Origin of the sequence: Sagittula stellata E-37 (assembly GCF_039724765.1) — a bacterium.
Classification (GTDB): domain Bacteria; phylum Pseudomonadota; class Alphaproteobacteria; order Rhodobacterales; family Rhodobacteraceae; genus Sagittula; species Sagittula stellata.
Genome location: NZ_CP155729.1, coordinates 3,779,509 through 3,802,538 on the forward strand (window position 1 = coordinate 3,779,509; position 23,030 = coordinate 3,802,538).

At 66.7% G+C, this 23,030-nt stretch carries 23 protein-coding genes; 12 read left to right on the forward strand and 11 right to left on the reverse strand.

Features of this window, described 5'->3' with window-relative positions; all coding sequences use genetic code 11:
* Nucleotides 1–169: 169 nt before the first annotated feature.
* From tsaB to ABFK29_RS18075, 10 genes are all read left to right on the forward strand, one after another.
* The gene (gene tsaB / locus ABFK29_RS18030) at nt 170–730 is read left to right on the forward strand and encodes a tRNA (adenosine(37)-N6)-threonylcarbamoyltransferase complex dimerization subunit type 1 TsaB (RefSeq protein WP_005859222.1); all 561 of its coding nucleotides are present in this window, start codon (nt 170–172) and stop codon (nt 728–730) included.
* The gene (locus tag ABFK29_RS18035) at nt 720–1,163 is read left to right on the forward strand and encodes a GNAT family N-acetyltransferase (protein WP_005859224.1); all 444 of its coding nucleotides are present in this window, start codon (nt 720–722) and stop codon (nt 1,161–1,163) included. Before tsaB ends, ABFK29_RS18035 begins: the two co-directional genes overlap by 11 nt.
* A gap of 110 nt (nt 1,164–1,273) precedes the next feature.
* Entirely contained in the window at nt 1,274–2,278 is a 1,005-nt protein-coding gene (locus ABFK29_RS18040; RefSeq protein WP_005859226.1) for a BMP family lipoprotein, read from the forward strand.
* Between the two features lie 80 nt (nt 2,279–2,358).
* On the forward strand, nt 2,359–3,957 hold the full coding sequence (locus tag ABFK29_RS18045; protein WP_005859227.1) for an ABC transporter ATP-binding protein: 1,599 nt from the start codon (nt 2,359–2,361) through the stop codon (nt 3,955–3,957).
* A 125-nt stretch (nt 3,958–4,082) separates the two neighbouring features.
* Entirely contained in the window at nt 4,083–5,177 is a 1,095-nt protein-coding gene (locus ABFK29_RS18050; protein ID WP_005859230.1) for an ABC transporter permease, read from the forward strand.
* Nucleotides 5,177–5,803 carry a LysE family translocator gene (locus tag ABFK29_RS18055; RefSeq protein ID WP_005859231.1) on the forward strand — a complete coding sequence of 209 codons (627 nt, stop codon included), beginning with the start codon at nt 5,177–5,179 and terminating at the stop codon, nt 5,801–5,803. The genes ABFK29_RS18050 and ABFK29_RS18055 overlap by 1 nt, the downstream gene beginning before the upstream one ends.
* Nucleotides 5,804–5,806: 3 nt before the next feature.
* Nucleotides 5,807–6,832 (forward strand): ABC transporter permease, encoded by a 1,026-nt coding sequence (locus tag ABFK29_RS18060; protein ID WP_005859233.1) that lies wholly within the window; start codon nt 5,807–5,809, stop codon nt 6,830–6,832.
* Between the two features lie 180 nt (nt 6,833–7,012).
* Nucleotides 7,013–7,927, forward strand: a complete 915-nt coding sequence (locus ABFK29_RS18065; RefSeq protein WP_005859236.1) for a sulfite exporter TauE/SafE family protein — start codon at nt 7,013–7,015, stop codon at nt 7,925–7,927.
* Entirely contained in the window at nt 7,924–8,685 is a 762-nt protein-coding gene (locus ABFK29_RS18070) for a TIGR02186 family protein (protein ID WP_005859238.1), read from the forward strand. The genes ABFK29_RS18065 and ABFK29_RS18070 overlap by 4 nt, the downstream gene beginning before the upstream one ends.
* Before the next feature lie 86 nt (nt 8,686–8,771).
* Complete coding sequence (locus ABFK29_RS18075; RefSeq protein ID WP_347099712.1) at nt 8,772–9,110, forward strand: acyl-CoA thioesterase; 339 nt, start codon at nt 8,772–8,774, stop codon at nt 9,108–9,110.
* A gap of 65 nt (nt 9,111–9,175) precedes the next feature.
* Here ABFK29_RS18075 and uvrC read toward each other — a convergent pair whose 3' ends face one another.
* From uvrC to ABFK29_RS18105, 6 genes are all read right to left on the reverse strand, one after another.
* Entirely contained in the window at nt 9,176–11,044 is a 1,869-nt protein-coding gene (gene uvrC, locus ABFK29_RS18080) for an excinuclease ABC subunit UvrC (RefSeq protein ID WP_040604612.1), read from the reverse strand.
* A 307-nt stretch (nt 11,045–11,351) separates the two neighbouring features.
* A complete protein-coding gene (locus ABFK29_RS18085; RefSeq protein WP_005859244.1) occupies nt 11,352–12,143 on the reverse strand; it encodes an SDR family oxidoreductase in 792 nt (263 codons plus the stop codon).
* 11 nt (nt 12,144–12,154) lie between these two features.
* Nucleotides 12,155–13,102 (reverse strand): calcium/sodium antiporter, encoded by a 948-nt coding sequence (locus tag ABFK29_RS18090; protein WP_005859246.1) that lies wholly within the window; start codon nt 13,100–13,102, stop codon nt 12,155–12,157.
* Nucleotide 13,103: 1 nt separating this feature from the next.
* Nucleotides 13,104–13,298, reverse strand: coding sequence for a hypothetical protein (locus ABFK29_RS18095; protein ID WP_005859248.1), 195 nt, complete (start codon nt 13,296–13,298; stop codon nt 13,104–13,106).
* On the reverse strand, nt 13,295–14,092 hold the full coding sequence (locus ABFK29_RS18100) for a S49 family peptidase (protein WP_005859250.1): 798 nt from the start codon (nt 14,090–14,092) through the stop codon (nt 13,295–13,297). Before ABFK29_RS18100 ends, ABFK29_RS18095 begins: the two co-directional genes overlap by 4 nt.
* A gap of 151 nt (nt 14,093–14,243) precedes the next feature.
* Complete coding sequence (locus ABFK29_RS18105) at nt 14,244–16,433, reverse strand: primosomal protein N' (RefSeq protein WP_005859251.1); 2,190 nt, start codon at nt 16,431–16,433, stop codon at nt 14,244–14,246.
* A 274-nt stretch (nt 16,434–16,707) separates the two neighbouring features.
* Between ABFK29_RS18105 and fsa the strand changes: the two genes are divergently transcribed.
* Nucleotides 16,708–17,361, forward strand: coding sequence for a fructose-6-phosphate aldolase (gene fsa, locus ABFK29_RS18110; protein ID WP_005859253.1), 654 nt, complete (start codon nt 16,708–16,710; stop codon nt 17,359–17,361).
* Nucleotides 17,362–17,571: 210 nt separating this feature from the next.
* Here fsa and ABFK29_RS18115 read toward each other — a convergent pair whose 3' ends face one another.
* Together ABFK29_RS18115 and parA are read right to left on the reverse strand one after the other, a co-directional pair.
* On the reverse strand, nt 17,572–18,432 hold the full coding sequence (locus tag ABFK29_RS18115; RefSeq protein ID WP_005859255.1) for a DUF6206 family protein: 861 nt from the start codon (nt 18,430–18,432) through the stop codon (nt 17,572–17,574).
* 44 nt (nt 18,433–18,476) lie between these two features.
* Nucleotides 18,477–19,115: a ParA family partition ATPase gene (gene parA, locus ABFK29_RS18120; RefSeq protein ID WP_005859257.1), complete on the reverse strand. Its 639-nt coding sequence runs from the start codon at nt 19,113–19,115 to the stop codon at nt 18,477–18,479.
* A 185-nt stretch (nt 19,116–19,300) separates the two neighbouring features.
* Between parA and ABFK29_RS18125 the strand changes: the two genes are divergently transcribed.
* Nucleotides 19,301–19,978: a hypothetical protein gene (locus ABFK29_RS18125; protein ID WP_005859259.1), complete on the forward strand. Its 678-nt coding sequence runs from the start codon at nt 19,301–19,303 to the stop codon at nt 19,976–19,978.
* Between the two features lie 437 nt (nt 19,979–20,415).
* Here ABFK29_RS18125 and ABFK29_RS18130 read toward each other — a convergent pair whose 3' ends face one another.
* The 3 genes from ABFK29_RS18130 to ABFK29_RS18140 form a co-directional block, all read right to left on the reverse strand.
* Nucleotides 20,416–21,159 carry an HpcH/HpaI aldolase family protein gene (locus ABFK29_RS18130; RefSeq protein WP_005859261.1) on the reverse strand — a complete coding sequence of 248 codons (744 nt, stop codon included), beginning with the start codon at nt 21,157–21,159 and terminating at the stop codon, nt 20,416–20,418.
* Entirely contained in the window at nt 21,156–22,025 is an 870-nt protein-coding gene (locus ABFK29_RS18135; protein ID WP_005859263.1) for a 3-keto-5-aminohexanoate cleavage protein, read from the reverse strand. The genes ABFK29_RS18130 and ABFK29_RS18135 overlap by 4 nt, the downstream gene beginning before the upstream one ends.
* Nucleotides 22,026–22,145: 120 nt before the next feature.
* Entirely contained in the window at nt 22,146–23,015 is an 870-nt protein-coding gene (locus ABFK29_RS18140) for a transporter (RefSeq protein ID WP_005859265.1), read from the reverse strand.
* Between the last annotated feature and the right edge of the window lie 15 nt (nt 23,016–23,030).

Here is a 23,030-nt window from a genome sequence, read left to right on the forward strand (position 1 = left end):
CCGCCCACGGCACGGCCCTGACCCACAGACACGGCCACCGGTCCGGTTGTCCCGGATGGAACGGAAACCTGACCGAAAATGCGCCGTTCGCCAAGGTTTCGGGCACCGTTGCGGGGTCACCCTTGCACGCACGGTTGCAGACTCTGTGCACACGGAGTCATACAGGGTCATGATACTCTCCTTCGACACCTCCGGTCCTTTCTGTGCCGCGGCGCTTCTCGACGGCGGAACCTTGCTCGCCGCGCGGGCAGAACCGATGAAACGCGGGCAGGCAGAGCGGCTTTTGCCGCTTCTGGAGGAGATGCTGGCAGAGGCCGGCGCAGGCTGGAAGGACGTCACGCGCATCGGCGTCGGCACCGGGCCGGGCAACTTCACCGGCATCCGCATCGCCGTGGCCACCGCGCGCGGGCTGGCGCTGGGGCTGAAGATCCCCGCTGTGGGCGTCACCACCTTCGAGGTCATCCGCGCCACAAGCACCGCCGACGTTGCGGCGGTCCCGGCCACCGGCGGGCTGTTCTACCTGCAGCACGCGGACGCCACGATCATCCAATCGGCAGAGATCCCCACCGGCGCCGCAACCGCCCATGAGGATGCTGCGGAAAATGCGGCCACCGTCGCCCGCGTCGCCGCGGGCAAACCGACAGACACCCGCCCGGCCCCGCTTTACGTGCGGGCGGCCGACGCAGCGCCGTCTTCCGAAGCAGCCCCGGTGATCCTCGATGACGCTTGACCTCATGTCCGAACAGACGATGACACCCGATGAGATGGCCGCGCTCTGCGCCCGCGCCTACACGCACTCACGCCCTTGGGCGGCTCATGACTTCGCCGACAGCCTCGACAGCCCGCACGCACTGGTCGCCGCGACCGGACACGCCTTCGTCTTTGGCCTCGTGGTTGCCGGAGAGGCGGAGATCCTCGCGCTTGCCGCCGATCCCGATGTGCAGCGCAAGGGCGAAGCCAGCCGGGCGCTGGCGCTTTTCCACGCGCTGGCCGTGGCGCGCGGCGCCGAAAGCGCCTTCCTTGAGGTGGCCGCCCGCAACGCCCCCGCCCGCGCGTTCTACGAGGCGAATGGCTATGGCGTTTCGGGCCTGAGGAAGGGGTATTACCACCTCGCGGACGGCGGCACCGACGACGCCGTGATCATGTCGCGCGTTTTGCCCTGACGGCACCCTGCGGCACGGACAAAAACCGCCTTGACCCCTACCCGCCCCTGCGTCTTCATTGATAAATCACAAGAAGGGGCCCCAGCGCCCTACCAATCGGGAGCATTTCTATGACTTTCATGCAGAAGACCCTCGGCACTGTTGCCGCGCTCGCATTGTCCGCAGGCGCAGCCCTTGCCGATCCGGCGCTGATCTACGACCTCGGCGGCAAGTTCGACAAGTCGTTCAACGAAGCCGCCTTCAACGGTGCCGACCGCTGGGCCAAGGAAACCGGCGGCTCCTACCGCGACATCGAACTTCAGTCCGAAGCACAGCGCGAGCAGGCCCTGCGCCGCTTTGCCGAAGCCGGCTTCAACCCGGTCGTGACCACGGGCTTCTCCATGTCCTCGCCGATCGCCGCCGTGGCCGCTGACTACCCGGACACCAAGTTCGTGACCATCGACGGCTTCGTCGATCCCGCCGAGCACCCGAACGTCCTGTCGATCCTGTTCGAAGAGCACACCGGCTCTTACCTTGTGGGCATGATGGCGGCCATGGCCTCCGAAACCGGCACCGTGGGCTTCGTCGGCGGCATGGACATCCCGCTGATCCGCAAGTTCGCCTGCGGCTACGCGCAGGGCGTGAAGGCGGTGAACCCCGACGCGACCGTGATCTCCAACATGACCGGCACCACGCCCGCCGCCTGGAACGACCCGGTGAAGGGTTCCGAACTGGCAAAGGCCCAGATCAGCCAGGGCGCCGACGTGATCTTCGCAGCCGCGGGCGGCACCGGCCTCGGCGTGCTGCAGACCGCCGCCGACGAAGGCAAGATGGCCATCGGCGTCGACAGCAACCAGAACTACCTGCACCCGGGCAACATGCTGACCTCGATGCTCAAGCGCGTGGACGTTGCCGTCTTTGACGCGATGACCGCGGGCGCCGACCTCGAGACCGGCGTCAAGACGCTGGGCCTGGCCGAGGACGGCGTGGGCGTCGCCATGGACGACAACAACGCGGACCTCGTCTCCGAGGAGATGACCGCCGCCGTCGAAGAGGCCAAGGCCGCGATCATCGCGGGCGAGACCGAGGTGCACGACTACTCCTCCGACGACTCCTGCCCGGCGTTGAACTTCTGATGATGCCCGGGGCCGCCTGACGGCCCCGCAACCGGCTCACCCCGTCCGGGGTGGGCCGTTCTACGTTCCGAAGGCTCCCCATGACAGCGCCCGCCATCGAACTCAAAGGCATATCCAAGGCCTTCGGCCCCGTGCAGGCCAACAAGGACATTTCCATCCGCGTGATGCCCGGCACGATCCACGGCATCATCGGCGAAAACGGCGCGGGCAAGTCCACGCTCATGTCGATCCTCTACGGCTTCTACAAGGCCGACGCGGGCGAGATCTGGGTCAACGGCGAACGCAAGGACATCACCGACAGCCAGGCCGCCATCGCGGCGGGCATCGGCATGGTCTTCCAGCACTTCAAGCTGGTGCAGAACTTCTCCGTCCTCGAAAACGTCATCCTGGGCGCCGAGGACGGCGCGCTCCTTAAACCCTCGCTCGCCAAGGCACGCGGCTCGCTGAAACACCTCGCCGAGGAGTACGAGCTTCAGGTCGATCCCGACGCCCTGATCGAGAACCTCTCGGTCGGTCACCAGCAGCGGGTCGAGATCCTCAAGGCGCTCTACCGCGAGGCCGACATCCTGATCCTCGACGAGCCCACGGGCGTGCTGACGCCCGCCGAGGCGGACCACCTGTTCCGCATTCTCGAAGGGCTGAAGCGCGAGGGCAAGACGATCATCCTGATCACCCACAAGCTGCGCGAGATCATGGAGATCACGGATACCGTGTCGGTCATGCGGCGCGGCGAGATGACCGCCACCGTCAAGACGGCAGAGACCTCGCCCGAGGAGCTGGCCGAACTGATGGTCGGCCGCAAGGTGCTGCTGCGCGTTGACAAGAAACCCGCGATGCCCGGCGCGCCGATCCTCGAAGTCGAGAACCTGCGCCACACCGACAGCCACGGGGTGGAGCGCCTGAAAGGCGTGTCGCTGCATGTCCGCGCGGGCGAGATCCTTGGCATTGCAGGCGTTTCCGGCAATGGCCAGTCCGAGCTTCTGGCCGTGCTGGGCGGCATGATCGGCGCCACCGGCACGATCCGCGTCAACGGCGACGAGATCGACCTGACCGGCAAGCACTCCGACGGACAAAGCCGGCGCGCCCGTGGCATCGCCCATGTGCCCGAAGACCGCCACCACGAGGGGCTGATCCTGCCCTACACCGCGTGGGAAAACACCGTCTTCGGCTACCACCGCGCGCCAGAGCTTCAATCCGGGGTGCTGATGAACAACGCCGCCATCAAGGCCGAGGCGCAGGCCAAGATGGACCGCTACGACGTCCGCCCCCCCGATCCCAACCTCGCCGCCAAGAACTTTTCGGGCGGCAACCAGCAGAAGATCGTCCTCGCCCGCGAGATCGAACGCGACCCGGACATCCTGCTGGTGGGCCAGCCGACACGCGGTGTCGACATCGGCGCCATCGAATTCATCCACCAGGAAATCGTCCGCCTGCGCGATCAGGGCAAGGCGATCCTGCTGGTGTCGGTCGAACTGGACGAGATCTTCTCGCTCTCGGACCGCATCGCGGTGATGTTCGACGGCCAGATCATGGGCGAACGCCTGCCCTCCGACACCGACCAGACGGAACTGGGCCTGCTGATGGCGGGGGTCACCGACACCAAGGGCAAAGCGCCCATCGAGGTCATCGACGAGAAGCTTCAGGCCAAGGAAGCCCGCGAGGCCGCGCAGCATGACTGACCGTCCCGCCGCTCAATCCGGACACGCCGCCCGCTTGTCGCGCGCATGGTCCCGAACCTTCGACCGCCCCTCCTTTGCCGCCGCCTCGGGCGCCCCGGCATGGCCCGAAACGACCGGAGCCCACAATGGATAAGATGCCTGCCTGGGCCGACGCGGTCCTCGTACCCCTGATCTCGATCCTGATCGCCGCGGCGCTCTCGGCGCTGGTGATCCTGGCCATCGGCGAAAGCCCGACCGAGGCGCTGTCGCTGATGATCGACGGGGCGCTGATGCGGTCGACGGGTTGGGGCTACACGCTCTACTACACCACCAACTTCATCTTCACCGGCCTATGCGTCGCCGTCGCATTCCACGCGAGGCTGTTCAATATCGGCGGCGAAGGTCAGGCGATGATCGGCGGGCTCGGCGTGGCGCTGGCCTGCCTCTACGTCCCGTGGCCGCACTGGTCGATCGCGCTGATCGGGGCGACCGTCTCGGCGGCGCTGTTCGGCGCGGCATGGGCGTGGATACCGGGCTACCTGCAGGCCCGGCGCGGCAGCCACATCGTCATCACCACGATCATGTTCAACTTCATCGCCTCGGCCGTGCTGAACTATGTGCTGGTGAACCTCCTGCGTCCGCAGGGCGCGATGGACCCGGCCACCGCCCGCTTCCCCGAGGCGACGCACCTGCCGACCTTCCAGGACATGTTCGCGACCGCCGACAACCCGCTGTTCCGCGGTTCTCCCGCGAACGTCACCTTCTTCATCGCCATCCTCGCCTGCGTCGCCGTCTGGCTGCTGATCTGGCGCACCAAGCTGGGGTACGAGATCCGCGCCTTCGGCCATTCCGAATCCGCCGCGCGCTATGCCGGCATCTCGCCCGCGCGCACAACGATCATCGCCATGCTGATCTCCGGCGGGCTGGCGGGCATGATGGCGCTCAACACCACCATGGGCGAGGCCGAAAGGCTAGTTATGAACGCGACCGAGGGCGCGGGCTTCATCGGCATCGCCGTGGCGCTCATGGGCCGGTCGCATCCGCTGGGCGTGTTCCTGGCCGCGCTGCTGTTCGGCTTCCTTTACCAGGGCGGGGCGGAACTGGCGCTCTGGACCAACATCCCGCGGGAGCTGATCACCGTAATTCAGGCACTGGTGATCCTGTTCACCGGAGCGCTCGACAACATGGTGCGGATGCCGTTGGAGCAACTGTTCCTCACCTTCGGCAAGGGGGCGCGCTGATGCAGGCGTACCTGCCCGGTTTCCTCGCCTCCTACGCCATCCTGCTGGTGGCGGTCCTGTCGCCGGGTCCGGCGGTCGCGATGCTGCTTGGCGTGGCGCTGTCGCGCGGACGGGCCTCTGCCGTGATCGCATCGGTCGGTGTCGCCGCCGGAGCCGCCACACTGGCTGCGCTGACGCTGGCGGGTGTGGGCGTGCTGGTGCAACAGGCGGCCTGGGCGGTGACGACGTTGCGGATGATCGGTGCGGCCTACCTGCTCTGGCTGGCCTACGGGTCGCTCAGGAAGGCCATCCACCCGCCTCATATCGCACCCGACCGGATGCCGCCATTGTCGCCCCTGCGCGCCTTTGCGACCGGCTATCTCATGCAGGTCACCAACCCCAAGGCCATCGTCTTCTGGATCGCCATCGCGTCTGTCGGCGCGACCAATGGCGCCCCCGCCACCGTCGTGGCGCTGTTCCTGCTGGGGGCCTTCCTGATCTCGCTCTCCGGGCACGGGGCCTATGCGCTGGCACTGTCCGCCGCACCGGTGCGTGCGCTCTATGCCCGCGCCCGCCGCACGATCGAAGCGACGCTCGGCGTGTTCTTCACCCTTTTCGCCATCCGGCTCGCCACGGCCAGGAGCTGACCCATGGATCTCGACACCATCCTGCAAGTGCTCGACAGCACCGTCCGCCTCGCCACGCCGTTGTTGTTGGCGTGCCTCGCCGGTCTGTTCTCGGAACGCTCGGGCGTGATCGACATCGGGCTCGAAGGCAAGATGCTGATCGCGGCCTTCTTCTCTGCCGCCATCGCGGCGATGGTCAGCACTGCCGAAACCTGGGTCCTGCTGGGCATGGACCTGACGTGGCTGAAGAACCTCTTTCCGGCGGTGATCTGGGGCATGTTCGCGGGCATCCTCGCGGCGTTGTTCCTGTCGGGCCTGCACGGGCTGGCCTCCATCACCTTCCGCGGCAACCAGCTTATCTCCGGCGTGGCGCTGAACTTCCTCGCCTCCGGCCTGACCGTGCTGATCGCGCAGGTCTGGTTCAGCCAGGGCGGACGCACGCCTTCGCTCATGTCCGGAGGCCGGTTCGAGAACATCACCCTGCCCGGCGCCGAGGCGCTGCGCGACGTGCCCGTCCTCGGCCCGATCTACGCCGACCTGATCTCAGGCCACTCGATCCTCGTCTACGTGGCCTTCCTGGCCGTGCCGCTGACGTGGTGGGTGCTGTTCCGCACCCGCTACGGCCTGCGCCTGCGTGCCGTGGGCGAGGCACCCGAGGCAGTGGACACCGCCGGTGTCTCGGTCATCGGGCTGCGCTATTCCTCGCTGGTCATCACCGGCGTTCTCTGCGGCATGGCGGGCGCCTATCTCGCCACCGGCCTGCAGGCGGGTTTCGTCCGCGAGATGACGGCAGGCCGGGGCTACATCGCGCTGGCGGCGCTGATCTTCGCCAAGTGGCGGCCGTGGTACGCGCTTGGCGCCTGCCTGCTGTTCGGCCTCCTGCAGGCGGTGGCGCTGCGCTACCAGAACATCGACCTCGGCCCGTTCACAGTGCCGGTTCAGGTGATGGACGCCCTGCCCTACATCCTGACCGTGGTCATCCTCGCCGGCTTCGTCGGGAAGGCCATTCCCCCGCGCGCCGGGGGCGAGCCTTACGTCAAAGAACGCTGATCGCAGCCCCGGAGCGGAACACTCCGGCCGCCCTTTTGCCCCCTAGCCCCCCGCTGTTGGACAGCGGCCGCTCAGGGGCGGACGCCCTGTGCCAAGGGATGAGAGAACCTCCGCAGGGCAAAGCGAAAATTCCGGTTTGCCGCACTTGCACAGTCGCGCGCAATGCGTCTACGAATATACATGCAGGTCTACCTTCCGATTTCCGAAGTTGCGGTAAACGCCTTCCTTCTGCTGGGTCTCGGCGGTCTTGTCGGCGTATTGTCAGGCATGTTCGGCGTAGGTGGCGGGTTTCTCCTGACACCGCTGCTGTTCTTCATCGGCATCCCGCCCGCTGTCGCCGTGGCGACCGGCGCGAACCAGATCGTCGCGGCCTCCTTCTCGGGACTTCTCGCCCATCTCAGGCGAAAGACGGTGGACCTCCGAATGGGCACGGTCCTGCTGCTGGGCGGTCTCGTCGGCGCAGGACTGGGGGTCATGCTCTTCAACTACCTGAAGTCGCTGGGCCAGGTCGATCTTCTGGTGCGTCTCTGCTACGTGGTCTTCCTCGGGATCATCGGCGGGCTGATGTTCATCGAGAGCCTCAACGCATTGCGCAAGGCCCGCGCCGGAGCGCGCCCGAAGCGGCGCAAGCACAACTGGATCCACAACCTGCCGCTCAAGATGCGGTTCCGCACGTCCGGGCTCTATATCTCGGTCATCCCGCCTGCGCTGGTCGGCACCGCCGTGGGCGTGCTGGCGGCAATCATGGGCGTCGGCGGCGGCTTCATCATGGTGCCCGCGATGATCTACCTGCTGGGGATGCCCACAAAGGTCGTGGTCGGCACCTCCCTGTTCCAGATCATCTTCGTCGCCGCGTTCACCACGCTGCTGCACGCCACCACGAACTACACCGTCGACGTAGTGCTGGCGGTGATGCTGATCCTCGGCGGCGTGGTCGGCGCGCAGTTCGGCACGATGCTGGGCACCCGCCTGAAGGCGGAGCAACTGCGCATCCTGCTGGCCGGGCTCGTGCTTCTGGTCTGCATCAAGCTGGGGCTCGAACTGGTCATCACGCCGTCCGAACTCTACGTCATCGAACGGCCCACCGGACCATGACCAGGCTGATCGCCCTTTTCGTCCTGATGCTGACGGCTCTGCCCGCCGCGGCAGAAGACGTGGTGCTGGGCCTGTCGCGCGATCAGGTCTCGATCTCCACCGATTTCGACGGGTCGGAGATCCTGATCTTCGGCGCGGTCAAACGCGAAGCCCCGATCAGCGAACCGCCTTTGCAGGTCATCGTCACCGTCGAAGGCCCCCACCAGCGACTGACCGTCCGGCGCAAGGAACGCCGTTTCGGCATCTGGATGAACACCGACACGGTAGAGGTCGACGCCGCGCCCTCGTTCTACGCAATCGCCACCTCCGCGCCCTGGGAAGAGGTCATCACCAACACCGAGGATCTGCGCCACGGCATCTCCATCCCGCGCGTCATCCGCTCTGTCGGTGCCCCGATGACCGTGCTCGACAGCCAGAACTTCACCCGCGCGGTGATCCGCATCAACGAGGACAACGGCACCTACGCGCTGAACCAGGACGCGGTCACGCTGCGCGAACAGACCCTGTTCGACACCAGGATCTCGATGCCCGCCAACCTGACCGAAGGCACCTACCCGACGCGCATCTTCCTGACCCGCGAAGGCAAGGTCGTGTCGTCCTACGCGACAGAGATCGAGGTCCGCAAGGTCGGCCTCGAACGCTGGCTCTTTGCGCTGTCGCGTGAACAGCCGCTGGTCTACGGGCTGATGTCGCTGGCCATCGCCATCTTCGCTGGCTGGGGCGCCTCTGCCGCGTTCCGGGCCATCCGCTCGTCATGACGCGGCCCGGCCCGGCCACCCGAGACGCCTTCCGTGCCTTCCGCACAATCCCGACGCGGTGGAAAGACAACGACGAATACGGCCACATGAACAACGCCGAATACCTCTCGGTCGTCGACACCGCCGTATCGCTCTGGCAGCTCGACAACGGTCTGCAGATCCGCGGACCCGAAGCGTTGCGCTTCCTCGTGGTCGAGACCGGATGCCGTTACTTCTCGGAACTGGGCTTCCCCGACGTGATCTACGCGGGTCTGCGCATTGGCCACCTTGGCCGGTCGTCGCTGCGCTTCGAGCTGGGCCTGTTCCGCAACGACACTGACACGGCCAGCGCCGAGGCGTTCTTTGCCCAGGTCAACGTCGGCAAGGATGGACGGCCCGCTCCAATTCCCGACGCCGTACGCCGCGTGTTCGAAACGCTCGCCTGACAACCGTTCCCCTGAACTATGGCCCCTGAACAGTGGCCCGGAAAGCCCCACAAACGGACGGTGCCCTAACCCCGTTCGTGGAAGAAGGCGTAGATCCGTTCCGCCAGCGCCTCCGACACGCCATCCACCGCCTTCAGGTCGGCGAGGTTGGCGCGGCTGACGGCCTTTGCGGACCCGAAATGCTGCAGCAACGCCCGCTTGCGCGCAGCTCCGACGCCCTGCACCTCGTCCAGCGGGTTGGCCATCTGCGCCTTCGCCCGCTTCGCCCGGTGCGTGCCGATGGCGAACCGGTGCGCCTCGTCCCGCAACCGCTGCACGAAATACAACACGGGATCGTTGTGGCGCAACGCAAAGGCCCGCTCTCCGACGCGGTGGAATTCCTCCTTGCCGTGGTCGCGGTCCACACCCTTGGCGACACCCACGAAGGGCACGTCCTCCACCCCCTGCTCGCGCATGATCTCGGCTACGGCGGAGACCTGCCCGGCCCCGCCGTCGATCAGCATGAGGTCGGGCCACAGCCCCTTCGAACGGTCGGGGTCGTCCTTCTTCAGCCGCACCAGCCGCCGGTTCAGAACCTCCTTCATCATGCCGAAGTCGTCGCCGGGCACGAGGTCGTCGCCCTTGATGTTGAACTTGCGGTACTGGTTCTTCATGAAGCCGTCCGGGCCGGAGACGATCATCGCGCCCACCGCGTTGGTGCCCTGGATATGCGAGTTGTCGTAGACCTCGATCCGTTGCGGCGGGCCATCCAGCCCGAAGGCCTCTGCCAGACCGCGCAGCAGCTTCGCCTGCGTCGCCGTCTCCGACATCTTGCGGCCAAGGCTCTCCTTGGCATTGCGCAACGCGCCCTCGACCAGTTCCGCCTTCTCGCCGCGCTGGGGCACGCTGATCTCGACCTTGCGGCCCAGCTTGTCCGACAACGCCTGGCACATCAGGTCCTCGTCCTCGATCGCGTGCGACAGCAGCAGCAGCCGCGCCGGTTCCTTCTGGTCGTAGAACTGGCCCAGGAAGGCCTCCATAACCTCCGCCGGGCCGACGTCGTCGCCGACACGCGGGTAGAAGTCCTTGTTCCCCCAGTTCTGGTTCGCGCGGATGAAGAACACCTGCACACAGGCCTGCCCGTTCTCCATGTAAAGCGCGATCACGTCCGCTTCGGCGGTGGTCTGCGGGTTGATCCCTTGCGCCGTCTGAACTTGCGTCAGCGCGCGGATACGGTCGCGCAGGGCAGCGGCGCGCTCGAACTCCATCGCCTCCGACGCGTCCATCATGTCGGCGGCCAGCTTCTCCTGGATCTCGGTCGACTTGCCCGACAGGTATCGCGCCGCGTCGCGCACCGACGCGGCATAGTCCTCCTCCGAGATCTTGCCGACGCAGGGCGCCGAGCACCGCTTGATCTGGTGCAACAGGCAAGGCCGCGTGCGTCCCTCGAACTGGCTGTCGGTGCAGTTGCGCAGCAGGAAGGCCTTCTGCAACTGGTTCAGAACCCGGTTCACCGCGCCCGCGCTGGCGAAGGGGCCGAAGTACTGCCCCTTCTCGGACTTCGCGCCCCGGTGCTTCTTGATCTGCGGAAAGGCGTGATTGGTGACGATGATGTTCGGGAACGACTTGTCGTCGCGCAGCAGCACGTTGAACTTCGGCTTGAGCTGCTTGATGAGGTTCTGCTCAAGCAGCAGGGCCTCGGTTTCCGTCCGGGTGGTCAGGAACATCATCGACGCGGTTTCGCGGATCATCCGCTCGATCCGCCGCGAATGACCGTTCAGCCGGGCATAGTTCGACACCCGTGCCTTCAGATTGCGCGCCTTCCCGACGTACAACACCCGGCTATGGTCATCCAGCATCCGGTACACCCCCGGAGAGGTCTCCAGCGTCCTCAGATAGGACTGGATGACCTCGACCCCGCGGGGCGTGTCTGCGCTGTCCGGACCGTCGTTCATGTCACCCTGACCATCAGCCATAAACCTGTGTCGATTCCCCTGTCTGCTGCAATGCCGCGGCGGCGGTTTCAAGTGAGATTACATCCACCGTTTCTGTGGATAAGTCTGGTGGCAATTTCGGGGGAGCGCGAAATTTCCGTTGCTTTCAGCCCACTTCGCCGGGATGCACAAAAAATAATCGCATTATCAAGTCATTGAAATTGCAGTGTTAATTTTTGGAATCCCTACAAGTGACTGAGAATCTTTACATTTTCATAACACTTCTGTGACGCCGATGTGACCCGTGCAAAACTTGCATCGGAGTCACTCATTCAACTGCCGTTACGTCCGGTGTCTGCCACGCAAGGTGCTGCCCGCCGTCGACGCACAGAAGCTGCCCCGTCAGTGCCTTTGCCGACAAGAGATAGACCAGCGCGGCGGTGATATCCTCGCTGTCCGAGCCCCGTTCAAGCACGGTCGCGGCCCGCTGCTCGGCAAAGTCCTCGTCGCTCTGGCGGCCGCCGCGCAGGGTCGGCCCAGGGCCGATCCCGTTCACCCGGACACGCGGCGCCAGCGCCATGGCCGCCGTCCGGGTCATCGCCCACAGACCCATCTTGGCGATGGTGTAGCTGGCGAACTCGGGTGTCAGCTTGCGGACCCTCTGGTCTATCATGTTGACCACCAGCGCCTGCGCCACCGGCTCTCCGTTTGCGTCGCGCAGCGGATCGGGTGCCTGGGCGGCAAAGGACTGCGTCAGCACGAAGGGTGCGCGCAGGTTGCTCTCGATATGGCGATCCCAGCTTTCACGCGTCGCCGTCTCGTAATCGTCGTGTTCAAAGATCGATGCGTTGTTCACCAGCGCCGTCAGCGGCCCGCCAAGGGCGTCCCGAGCGCGTCCCACAAGCGCCTGCACCTCGTCCTCGACCAGCAGGTCGGCCTGCAGGGGGACGGCCTTCCGTCCCAGCGCGCGTATCTCTGCCGCGGTCTCTTCGGCGGCAACGGCGGACCCGCCGTAGTGCACCGCCACGTCATACCCCTGCCCGGCCAGCGTCAATGCCATGTCGCGCCCCAGCCGACGTGCGCCGCCGGTCACCAGCGCGCGTTTTCCCTCTTCAGACATCCTGCCTCCGTTCAGACGATCACGATGACCACATAGCTTATGTAGAGCACGGACAAGATGACACCCCAGGTCCGGTTCAGGTCGCGCTTGAAGAACACGAAGGGCATCAGCAGCAGCGAGGCGCCAAGCATCACCGCGAGGTCAAAGGTCAGTTCCCGGAATTCGAACGGCATGGGCGCGATCATCGAGGCCACGCCGATGATGGCCAGGAGGTTGAACATGTTCGACCCGATGACGTTGCCCAGGGCCACGTCCGCCTGCCGCCGCAGCGCTGCCATGACGGTTGTCGCCAGTTCCGGCAGCGACGTGCCGACCGCGACCAGCGTCAGGCCGATCACCTCGTCCGAGACGTTGAACATGCGCGCGATTTCCGTGGCACTGTCGACCAGAAGGTCGGCACCGAAGGGCAGGCCGATCAGGCCGAGCAACAGGTAAAAGCCGATCTTCCACCACGACATCTCCGGGTCGGCACCCTCGGGCTCCTCCAGCTCCTCGTCGAGATCGCCCGCCCGCCGGTGCGCCAGCGCGTCCTTGATCTGGTCGCTCAGGATCAAGGCCAGCACCGCCAGCAGCACGATGCCCGACTTCCAGTCGAAGACCTCGCGCAGCGCCAGCGCGATGAAGAGCACGGTGGCGCCCAGCATCTGCACATAGCTCTTGCGGGTGTCATGGGCCGAGGTGTGCATCACCGTGATAAGCGCCGGAATGCCCAGCACCATCAGCACGTTGGCCGTGTTCGATCCGATGACGTTGCCGAGCGCGATCCCCGGCACGTCGCGCATCGCCGCCTGGACGGAAATCAGCAGCTCCGGCGCGGAGGTCCCGAAGGCGACGATCGTCAGGCTGACGATCAGCGCCGGGATGCCCACGCGCAGGGACAGGTTGACGGCGCCCTTTACCAACGCGTCGCCCGCCAGAAGCAGGATCAGCAGGCCCAACAGGGCATAGAGAAACACCATGTCAGTCTTTACCTTTCCGGCAGGCGCAAGGGCCGTCGCCGATGCTGTACCCCCCGCAGTGCGGGCATTTCTTGGCACTCAGCATCGTCTTCTTGCGCAACTGTCCGATCTTCTTCGCCCCGGGCATGCGCCATTTGCCGAACACGCCCAGAAGGCCCATGACCAGCAGGAACAGGAGGACGATCTTTGCGATCACGAGAGGCCGAACCGTGCATAGTCCGCACGCTCCTCGATTTCGCTTAGGGCACCCTGCGCGATCTGAGTGCCCAGACGCGGCAGGAAGGGCCGCTTGGCCTCGTACCGCTTGAAACGCACCTTGTCGCCAAAGCGCTGCTTCATCACCGGCACGAGATGCCCGATGCCGTCGGCCAGCCCCTGATCGACCGCCGCCTGCCCCACCCAGATCTCTCCGGTAAAGAGGTCGGGGTTAGACGCCAGCTTTTCGCCGCGCCGGGCCCGGATCTGGTTGATGAAGGTGTCGTGCAACTGCCCCAGCAGCCGGTTCAGGCGCGCCACATCCTCTTCGGTCTCAGGGCGGAACGGGTCCATCATCGACTTCGACTTGCCCGCAGTGTGCACCCGGCGCTCGATCCCCTGCCGTTGCAGGAAGACATGCGCCCCGAAGCCGGAGGAAATCACCCCGATCGACCCGAGGATGCTGCTGGCATCGGCCCATATCTCGTCTGCGGCGGAGGCGATCCAGTAGCCGCCGGAGGCCGCCACGTCCTCGACGAAAGCGTAAACGGGGATGTTGTGCTGCTCTGACAGGCGGCGGATGCGCGCGCCGATCAGCGAGGACTGCACGGGCGACCCGCCCGGCGAATTTATTTCCAGCGCCACGGCATCCGGTTTGGACCGGAAGGCCTTTTCAAGCAGGGCCGCCGCTGTCCTGTCGCTCAGGTTGCCTCTGGCGGGGACTGAAATCGCGCCCTGGAGGCGCACCACCGACACCCGCGGCCGGCTCTTCACGAAAGGGATCCATCGTTTCATGCAAAGGCATGTAGAGGCAGGGAAGAAGCCAGACAAGGCGGCCAGCCCAAGAACACCGGGGAAACCACAGGTTTATGCACTCTGATCGCCTTATGGATGCGCGCGCAGCCTCCTCCCCCTCGGGAAAGACCGGCGCGCGCATGCACCCCGGTCAAAAGAACGACTGGGGGTCGATGTCGATGGCCAGCCGCATCTCGCCCTTGAGCTTCACGGGCCGCACCCAGTCGGCCAGCGCGCCCTGCAGCGCCACGCCCTTCTCCGCCCGCACCAGAAGCCGCACCCGGTGCCGCCCCCGAACCCGGGCGATGGGCGCGGGCGCGGGGCCAAAGACCTGCGCCCCCACCCGCCGCAGCGCCCCGTCGTTGCGCGCCAGCCAGTTGCCGAGGTCGAACACCTCCTGCACGTCCGGCCCCGACAGGATGATCCCCGCCAGTCGCCCAAAGGGGGGCATCCCGCCAAGGCGGCGCTCGTCGGCCTCCGCGCTCCAGAACGCCTCCTCGTCGCCGGCAAGGATCGAACGGATCACCGGGTGTTCGGGCTGGTAAGTCTGCAACAGCGCCTCGCCGCGCTTCTCCGCCCGCCCGGCGCGCCCCGCCACCTGCCGCATGAGCTGGAAGGTCCGCTCGGCGGCGCGCAGGTCGGACCCCTGCAGGCCAAGGTCCGCGTCGATCACCCCCACCAGCGTCAGCAGCGGAAAGTTGTGCCCCTTCGCGACAAGCTGCGTGCCGATGATGATGTCCGCACCGCCCGCCGCGATCCCCTCGATCTGCGCCTTCAGCTCGTGCGCCGTGCCGTAAAGGTCCGAGGACAACACCGCGATCCGTGCGTCGGGGAACTGCGCCTGCGCCTCTTCGGCCAGACGTTCCACGCCGGGGCCGACCGCCGCCAGCTTGTCCTCCGCCCCGCAGGACGGGCAGACCTCCGGCATGGGCTTCGTCTCGCCGCACTGGTGGCAGACCAGCCGTTTCAGGAACCGGTGCTCCACCATCCGCGCGTCGCAGTGGTCGCAGCCGATCTGCTGTCCGCAGGCCCGGCAGAGCGTCACCGGCGCATAGCCCCGGCGGTTGAGGAACAGAAGCGCCTGCTCCCCCCGCTCCATCCGTGCTTTCACCGCCGCCGCCAGCGCGGGCGAAATCCAGCGGTTCGAGGGCACATCCTGCCGCCGCATGTCGATGGCGCGCATTTCCGGCAGCACCGCCTCGCCGAAGCGCGAAGTCAGGACCAGCCGCCGGTACTTGCCCGCATCCGCATTGGCCCAGCTTTCCAGCGACGGCGTGGCAGAGGCCAGCACGACCTGCGCGCCGAGGATCGACGCGCGCAGCACCGCCATGTCCCGCGCGTTGTAAAGGACGCCGTCCTCCTGCTTGTAGGAGGTGTCGTGTTCCTCGTCGACGACGATCAGGCCAAGACGCTGGAACGGCAGGAACAAGGCCGAGCGCGCGCCCACCACCATCTGCGCGCGCCCCTCACCGACCATCCGCCAGACGCGCCGCCGTTCCGTCATCGTCACGCCGGAATGCCATTCGGCGGGCCGTGCGCCGAAGCGGGTCTCCACCCGGGCGAGGAATTCCGCCGACAGCGCAATCTCCGGCAGCAGGACCAGCGCCTGCCGCCCCTGCCGGAGGCATTCCGCCACCGCCTCCAGATAGACCTCCGTCTTGCCGGAGCCGGTTACCCCCTTCAGCAGCACCGTGCCGTAGGTGCCGGATTGCTGGCCGTCGCGCAGGACATCCGCCGCCGCCGCTTGGTCCTCCGTCAGGTCCTTGCCGCCGTAGTCGGGGTCGAGCCACGGGAAGGCCGTGTCGCGCGGGCTCTCCTCCTCTCGGATGGCGCCGCTTTTCACCAGCCCCTTCACCACCGAAGAGGTCACCCCCGCCGCCTCCGCCAGTTCGCGCAGCGTCAGGGCCAATCCGCCCAACTCCTCCGAAGCCGCGATCACCCGGCGCCGGGCATCGGTCATCCGCTCCGGCTCGCCCTCGCCCCGGCGATAGATCTTGCGCATCGACGGCGCGTCGCCCAGCCCCGGCGCACGCGTGGCCAGCCGCAGCATCGCGGACATCGGCGTCAGCGTGTAGGCCCCGGCCTTTTCGAGGAAGGCACGCATCTCCGCCCGCATCGGCGCCGCGTCCAGTACACGGATCACGCTGCGCAGCTTGGCAGCGTCGAACTGGCCCTCGCCCGGCCCCCAGACCACGCCCAGCACCTTGCGCGGGCCAAGCGGCACCTCGACATAGGCGCCCAGAAAACAACCGCCCTCCGGCGCGCGGTAATCCAGCAGCCGGTCCAGCGGCTGTGCCGTCAGCACGCCTATGCGCGCGCCCTGTTCGAAGAACTCCTGCATGCCCGACAGATGGCGCAATCCGGGGGCCTCCGCAATAACCCGCGCCCTGCATGGGAGGAGACGGCCCGGTTGCGCGCGGCGGGACCGAAGCCGCTTGCCATGCCGCGCCGGGTGCGGAGCGGTGCGCGGGTCGATGACCTCGGCCCCCACACACCTGTTGCCGGGCGGCAAGGATCCGGCCGGCCTCCGTTAGCGCAAACCTAACTCTTTCGGAGGCGCCCGTCATGGGTTAAGAGACGCAGGACTCTCATCAGGCCGCGCAAGGGGACCGATCATGAAATTCTTCGTAGACACCGCCGACATCGACGCCATCCGGGAGCTGAACGACCTCGGCATGGTGGACGGCGTCACCACCAACCCCTCCCTCATCAAAAAATCCGGCCGCGATATCCTCGAAGTGACGAAGGAAATCTGCGACCTCGTTTCCGGCCCCGTCTCTGCCGAAGTCGTCGCGACCGAGGCCGACGCGATGATCGCCGAAGGTCGCCGTCTGGCCGAGATCGCCGAGAACATCGCCGTGAAGGTGCCGTTGACCTGGGACGGCCTCAAGGCCTGCAAGACGCTTTCGGACGAGGGCCGCATGGTCAACGTGACGCTGTGCTTCTCGGCCAACCAGGCGCTGCTGGCGGCCAAGGCCGGCGCGACCTTCATCTCGCCGTTTATCGGGCGGCTCGACGACCTGAACATCGACGGGATGGAGCTGATCGCCGACATTCGCGAGATCTACGACAACTACGGTTTCGAGACGCAGATCCTCGCCGCCTCGATCCGCACCGCGAACCACATGAGCGACGCCGCCAAGATCGGCGCCGACGTGGCCACCGCCCCGCCGGCGGTGATCAAGGCCATGGCCAACCACGTGCTGACCGACAAGGGTCTTGCGCAGTTCGTCAAAGACGCCGCGGACGCCGGCATTAAGATCGTGTGACGCCCTGCAGGCGGGGCGGAGCAAAGCCCCGCCCTACGCGGTGTCGCGACGGTTTGTAGGGTGGGGCTTTGCGCCACCCTTTTTCCTTTCGGGCATGCCGGACAGGGTCTGCATGGCGGACCGGGTGCTTTTTGCCGGTGTCGGACCGGGGCGCCGCCCCGGACCCCGAGGTATTTCAGCCAAGATGAAGGACTGGCGCGGCGCCCGACCTCAGACGTTGGGTTCGCCTTGCAGACCCAGGATCTTGCGGAAGCCCGTCCAGTAGCCGGGCAGCCGGGGCGCGTCCTGCAGGCCCGGCAGCGCCTCGTCGGCCCAGGGGGCCATTTCCCGTTCGACAAACGCCCTTCCCCAGGCCAGGTAGGTATCCGCGTCGTCCGGGCGCAGGCGGCAGGCGGAGCCCACCAGCCCGACTAGCGTTTCCGCCGGGGAGTACCATTCGTCCTGTATGCCGGTGACGCGTGCCTTCAGGAAAGGACCGACCACGCGCATCAGCCGCTTCTCGGAGAACGCGAGGAGCATCTTGCCCATCTCGTCGCGGCTGTAATGGATCAGCGGCGGGAAGGTGTCGAAGAACACGGCCTTGCCCTCCACGATCGCGAAGTTCCGGATCGAAGGGTGGAAACCGATGCGTCCGTCGAAGCCTTCGGCCCAATGCCAGAAGCGGGCGATCACCTGTCCCGCCGCCTCCATCATCGCGACCGTTTCGTCCAGCGGGCGGCTCTGCATCAGCGGGCGCATCAGGCTGGCAGGGTCGAGCGCCTCCTGCAAGACGACCGGCACGCGCGCCTTTTCGCCCATGTCGACGAGGTGGAATTCCGTGTCCGGCAGCGGGACGCCGGCGGCTTGCAGTGCCGTCACGTAGGCGTCGTGGTTGGCAGCGAGGCGGTCCATCACCGCCGGGTCCGGCAGGCTGCGGTAGACCTTGATCACCCGGTCGGACAGCGGACCGTCCGCCGGACGGAACGGCGCGCAGAAATAGCCCAGCCGTGAGATCGGCTGGCCTTCGTGGGCGCGCCACGCCTGACGGATGTCTGCATGTGCGGTCGTATGAGCTGTGCTCGTGCTTGCCATGAAGGGGCCCTCCGTCTTCTGGCCCGGGCGGGCCGTCCGACGCCTTAGCGCGGTTTCAGCCGCTCCGCCACCTCTGCGACGAGGGCGGAGATCTCTTCCCGGGCCGGACCCTTCGCTTCGATCGCGCCGCGGCCATGGCCCATCGCTTCGGCGTAACCCACCCGTTGCGCCACGGCGGCCTTCGCAAGCGGCGCGCCCAGTTGCCGGGCGGCCTCCATCACCTCGGCGCCGAGGCGCGTGCCCGACCGCGTGCGGTTCAGCACCAGCAGGACCGGCTTGTTCTCGCGGTCGGCGAGGTCCATCACCCCTTCTGTCGCCCAGAGGTCCATGTGCCCGACCGAGATCGGCACCACGACCAGATGCGCCACCCTGAGCGCCGGGCGCAGGTCGCTGTCCACCTTCGGCGGCGTGTCGATCACCACCACGTCGCAGGCATTGGCCATCTTGCGCACCTCCATCGAGATGCCCCAGGCCGAGGAGGTCGCGAACTCCAGCCGTTCGCAGGCGGATTCGTCCGCCTCCAAGCGCGTCATGTACCAGCGTCCGAGGCTGCCCTGCGGGTCGAGGTCGATCAGCCCGACGGTCTTGCCTTCCGCCCGGAACCCCAGCGCAAGATGCGCCGCCAGCGTCGTCTTGCCCGATCCGCCCTTCTGCTGGGCCACGGTTATCACTTGTCCTGCCATCGTCCATCCCCCCGGGAGCCTGCCGCGATTGTGCACCCGCAGCATGGCCTGTTCCAGCCCCTTCCGCGCATCCGGTGCCGCGGCATGTCGTGCCGATGGCAAACCGCCCGCACCCGGGCCTTCACGGCACCTTAACCAGTATTGCGCCAGGATTACCACGTCTGCCGCATCCGGAGTGCCGCGCCATGCGCCCCTGCGCCATCCTTGCCGTGACCGCCTTCCTGCTGACCTGCCTTGCGGCAGTGCCGGCCCGGGCAGGCGCCTGGCAGCGCGCGAAGGGGGCGGGCTTCGCCATGGTCTCGGCGCAAGTGTCCTGGCCGCAGGACCTGTCCAACGGCAACGGCCTTGCCCCGACGGAGGACTATCAGACCTTCTACCTCGAATACGGGCTGAGACCGCGCCTGACGCTCGGGCTCGACCTCGGGCGCTCGGTGTCGGGCGGCGACAAGACCGTCGTCTTTTTCCAGGTCCCGCTGCGCGACCGCGACACCGGACCCAAGGTCGCGCTGCAGATGGGCCTTGGCCGGATCGACTCCGACGACGTGGTCCGGCCCGGGCTCTCCGTCGGCTGGGGGCGGGAGCGGGGCTGGCTCTCGATCGACATGCTGGCCGAGATGCACGCCGGCACCGGGCGGCACGATCTCAAGCTCGACGTGACATGGGGTCGGAACCTGGCGCAGGACCGCAAGCTGATCGTGCAGATGCAAAGCGGGCTGAGGCATGGAGACCCGGCTTTCGCCCGTATCGTGCCGTCGTATGTCGTGCCGCTCGGACGGCGCCTGAAGGCGGAAATCGGGGGCAGCTACGGGCTTGCGGGCGACAGTTCCATGGGGCTGAAATTCGGCCTGTGGACGGAGTTCTGAGCGCCGTCTGCCCCGTCGCCCATGGACAACGCATCATGACCGGCCGACCCGGCTTATTGGCGCCACCCCCGCCCCGCTCCCGCTGGCGGGCATCACGGTGATGGCGGTCAGATCGAACCATCGAAAAGAGAGGGCGCGCGTCCGTCTTGAGGCCAGAGCGCCCGGGCTGGGCAGCACGCCCCTGCAACGGCATCTGTCCGAGGACATGAAATGTCCCATGTCGATGCGATCCGCACGGTCTGTGCCGCGCGGGAGAACTCTCGCGCTGTTCATTCTCGCCGTCGACAGCAGGCTCCGGGGCTGTGATCCGGTCCGTCTGCGGGTCCCGGATGTCTTTGCCGCAGGCCATGTCGAGGAGCGGGCGTCTGTTGTCCGGAGCAAGACCAGCCGCTTCGAGATCACCGACAAAACCAGGAGGTCGCTCGCCCGTCGGCTCATCATTCCAACAGGCGGGTGCGGGCGGCTTTTGCAGCGGTTCTCAAGAACCCCTGATCGGATCCAGTCAAGACCCCGGTTGCGCCCAACGCGCGGAACGCGGTGGTGTCGGCGCGGTCGTTTGCGAGCACGAGGGCGGGCAGAGCGGCCGATTTCGCCGCCTTCAAAAGATGCGCGACCGCGCGGTCGAGCCCGCCATCTTCTGCCGCCTCGCCCATGCTGGCCCCCAGATCCGCGCGACCGATGAAGACGGCGTCGAGCCCTTCTGTCGCGACAATCTCGTCCATGCGGTCGAGGGCTTCGGCATCTTCGATCATCGCGATGACGGCACTGCGCGCATCCTGCGCCGCCATATGGTCCGCCACGGGCACGCCGCCGAACGCGCCTGCGCGGGTGGTGGGCGAGAGTCCACGGCCACCGGCATAGCGCGCAAGTGCGACGATCTCGCGGGCCACGGCGGCAGATGTCACATGCGGCACCAACACGCCATCGGCGCCGCTGTCCAGCGCGCGCAGGATATCACCGGGCTGACGCACCCGCACCAGCCCCGCCATGCGATGCGCCCGGCAGGCCAGCAGGATGGCATCCGTCGTCTCGGGGTTCAGCGGCGCATGTTCCTCGTCGATCACGACGAAGTCGAAGCCCAGAGAGCCGAGGATCTCGGCGGGCTGGGTCGAGGGGATCTTGAGGAAGGTCCCCAGCACCGGGTCGGGCGCGCGCAGGCGGGCGCGAAAACCGGCCCTCATCCGAAGCACACCTTGTCCCGGCCCTTGGTCCCGAGGATCGCGCGCGCCTCGTCCGGGGTGGCGATCTCGTGGCCCAGGTCCTCGAGGATGCGTCGCATCTTGGTGACCATCTGCGCATTGCTCTCTGCAAGCTGACCCTTCGCGATGTAGAGGTTGTCCTCCAGCCCCACGCGGACATGACCGCCAAGGATCGCCCCCATGGTAACCAGCGGGAACTGCGACCGGCCCGCGCCCAGCACGGACAGCAGGTGATCGTCGCCGAAAAGCCGCACTGCCGTGGCGCGCATGTGCATCAGGTTTTCCGGGTCGGTGCCCTGCGCCCCCGTGACGCCAAAGATCGCCTGCACGAAGAATGGCGGCTTCACCAGGCCCCGATCCGCGAAATGCGCAAGGTTGTACAGGTGCCCGGTGTCGTAGCATTCGAACTCGAACCGGGTGCCCGTTTCGGACAGCCTGGCCAGAACCGTCTCGATCTGGGTGAAGGTGTTGGACATGATAAGGTCGCGGGTGCCGCGCAGGTAGCCGACCTCCCACGGCTGCGGATCGCGGCAGCCCTTTTCCGCCGCCGAGATGTTGAAGTTGAACGACCCCATGTTGAGCGAAGCCAGTTCCGGCGCAGCCTGCACGGCGGGGGCGATGCGCGCCTCCATCGACATGCCCAGGCCGCCGCCGGTGGTGATGTTCACGATGGCATCCGTGGCCGCGTGGATGCGCGGCAGGAAGGCGGCGTAATGCGCCGGGTCCTGACTGGGCGCGCCAGTCTCGGGCACGCGGGCGTGCAGGTGCAACACGGCGGCACCGGCCTCGGCGGCGGCGATGGCGCTCTCGGCGATCTGGTCGGCGGTCACCGGAAGGTAAGGCGACATGGACGGCGTGTGGATGGAGCCGGTCACGGCGCAGCAAATGATGGTCTTTTTCGAAGTCCGGGGCACGGGGGAGTCCTTTGGTTTGGGACGGCCCGGATCGCCTCCGGGCCGTGGACGGGTTCAGAACACCTTCACAAGGCGCAGTTGCACGACGCTGTCGTATTCGAAGCCGCCTTCGACGTTGAAATCCTTGCCATACATCGCCTGGATCTGGGTCGTGGGGTTCAGGAAATGTGTGCCGTAGATGCGGGCCTGATCTCGATGGACTTTCAGGCCGGTCTCGACGCCATTGACCTTCTGCTCACCGCCACGCTGGCCGGAATAGCCGATGGCGAGCGAGGTCGCGGGCCCCCATTGCTTGCGCAGCATCGCCTGAAGCTGCCACGCAGGGGCGCGTTCGTATGTCTGCCCGTTCTCCGTGTGATCGCGCTGCAGGCCCACGTCCAGCACGCCGTCGACGTAGTACCCTCCGCCAAGCCCCTGAATCACACCGACCTGAGGCGTAATGGTGAAAGTGCCTTCGCCGATACCGATCCGTGCCGGATCATAGGCCCCGGTGGGCAAGGTCGCGAAGAGCGAGAAGCCCAGCGTCGTGCCGGTTTCCGGGTTGTCCGGCTGCACCGGCCAGAGCGTCAGGCCCAGCGTCAGATCGCCCACCCCTTCGGAGGTGTCCTGCTTGATCGTCCCGATGTTGGCCGTGTCGATGCTGGCAAACGGCGCCACCACGTGGAACGCGGCAGGCATGTCCCCCAGAGTGAAATAGTTCAGACTGCGCAGGATGGCGATGTCGGCCTCGAATTCGGACCCGGGGATCTGCTTGCCATCGACCGTCAGCTTGTCCGAGCTCAGGTGCTGCCAGTACAGCATTCCCAGTGTCGTGCCGCTTGGCAGTATCGTGTAATCCGCCGGTCCCACGTCGATGGCTTGCGCCGGCGCGGCCGCCATGGCCAGCGCCACCGCAGCGGCGCCAAGGGTGTATGTCATCTTCATAGGGTCTCCTCCCTG